This is a genomic window from Actinosynnema sp. NPDC023658 (assembly GCF_040639995.1).
Lineage (GTDB): Bacteria > Actinomycetota > Actinomycetes > Mycobacteriales > Pseudonocardiaceae > Actinosynnema.
In genome coordinates, this window is sequence record NZ_JBFAAX010001007.1 from 1 (window position 1) to 1,947 (window position 1,947).

Sequence of the window (1,947 nt, forward strand, 5' to 3'; positions counted from 1 at the left end):
GAGGTGCACGGTGGAGCCCGTGCGGCACGACGTGTCGTAGGGCAGTTCGAAGCCGCAGAGCGACCGTGCCGTGGCCTGGGAGGTCAGGCGGATGCGCAGGTCGGGCTCGGCGTCGGCGCCGATTCGCCGGAACGGGTGGTGGGTGGACCAGCCGCGGGGGTGTCGCAGGGCGTAGTCGACGACGGCGGCGAACGAGTCGTCGCCCTGGGGCAGGGTCACTCCGTCCTCGACTTCGACCGTGTAGGTGGTGCCCGGGGTGTTGCCGGGTTTCGGTGGCGGGACCACGTGCCAGGTGCCCGTGCCCTGTTCGGGGAACGCCGGGCCTGGTGGCAGGTCAGCGCCGGAGGAGCGCAGGGCGCCGGCCGGGACCGAGGCCGGGGACGGGGTGGGTAGGACACCGGAGGCCGGCCACGTCACGGTGGTGCCTGCCCCCGTTCCGATGTCGAGGGCGACCACTGCCGTCGCGGCGAGGCAGACGCCGGCCAGGTAGGGCACGAGCGGGACCGGCCTCATGCGGGCTCCAGGGCGGCGGGGTCGTAGGTGCACGCGGCGTTCCACAGGATGAACGACGGCGCTCCGGCGTCCTTGCTGGCCCGCACCTGGGCCTGCACCTCGCCCGGACCGTAGTTGTGGCCCAGCGAGAACGCCTGGAGCCACGGGATGACCGTCGCACCGCTGTCCTTGGTCATCCCGACGAAGTCCGCGACGGACGCCCGGACGATCTCGTACGGCTTGGCGTTCGGGTTGTCCACGCCGTACTCGCCCGGACCCCAGTGCGACGGGTAGACCATCGGCGCCACGTAGTCCACCTCCTTCGCGAGGGCGGGGATGTCCTGGGCCACGTCCTGCGGGCTGTGCGCGGCGATGCCGAACACCGACGCGCCCAGGTAGGCGCCCAGCGGGCGGATGGCGGCCCGGTTGTCCTTGAGGAAGTCCGCTATCGACTGCTCTGGGCTGGTGGCCAGGCCGGGGAACACCATCTGCCCGATCGGGCCGTCCGGCCGGCGCACGTAGTCGTAGAGGACGTCGTCGAACCCGAGGGACGCGGCCTCCTTGGCGAGCGCGATGTTGTACTCGCGGACCTCGGGGTTGGCGAAGTTGGTGAACGAGTACTGGCCGTAGTGCGCCGACCAGGGTGCGCCCGAGGTGTCCTGCGCCAGCCGGTCGCGCGCGCCCGCCTCCCACGAGGCCTTGCCCAGCACCGGGTCGCGGAACGCCACCAGCCTGCCGACCACCCGCAGCCCGAGGCCGTGCAGCTCGTCGACCACGGCGCGGGCGTCGTAGTAGTTGCGGGTGGCGCCGATCTGCCTGGCCAGCGGCACCTGGGAGTCGTAGCCGATCTCGCCGCTCTCGTCCTTGATGTCGAGCTGCACGGTGTCGATGCGGTGCTCGCGCGCCATCGCCAGCACCGGGTCCCGCAGCGACGCGGTCGCCCACGCGGCGGCGCTCATGTGCACGCCGCGCATGCCGGGGTGGGTGACCTTGACCGCGACGTCCTGGCTCTGCGCGTTGCCCGCGGCGTCCTTGGCCTCGACCTGGACGCTGTCCGGCACCGACGCGAGCGAGACCTCGAACCGGCCGTCCTGGAGCTTCGCGTCCTGGTCACCGACCCGCACCGAGTCCGCGCCCTCGGCGCTGCCCTTCACGGTCACCGGGCCGCGCGGCGACGCGGCCTCGACCGCGTCGACCTTCAGAGCCGGGGGAGTGGCGTCGACGGTGAACGCCCGCTCGACCTCCACGTCCGGCATCCACGGCAGCGGGTTGGCCGCCCGCACGGACAGCTTGTGGCTGCCCTCACCGAGCTTGACCCCGGTCAGCGTCATGCGACCGTCGGCGCGTCGCGCCTGCACGGGGATCGCGCGGTGCCGCGGGTACCGGGGATCGATGACTTCTCCCTGCGCAGGCGTCATGACTACGCCACCGTGGTGATCGACGCCGACACGGCGC

The 1,947-nt window shown here is 72.6% G+C and carries 2 protein-coding genes; both read right to left on the reverse strand.

Features of this window, described 5'->3' with window-relative positions; genetic code table 11:
- On the reverse strand, nt 1-513 hold a 513-nt coding region (locus tag AB0G02_RS37445), incomplete at its 3' end, for a DUF3152 domain-containing protein (protein WP_360804422.1).
- Nucleotides 510-1,850 (reverse strand): putative glycoside hydrolase, encoded by a 1,341-nt coding sequence (locus AB0G02_RS37450; protein ID WP_360804425.1) that lies wholly within the window; start codon nt 1,848-1,850, stop codon nt 510-512. The genes AB0G02_RS37450 and AB0G02_RS37445, both read right to left, overlap by 4 nt.
- Between the last annotated feature and the right edge of the window lie 97 nt (nt 1,851-1,947).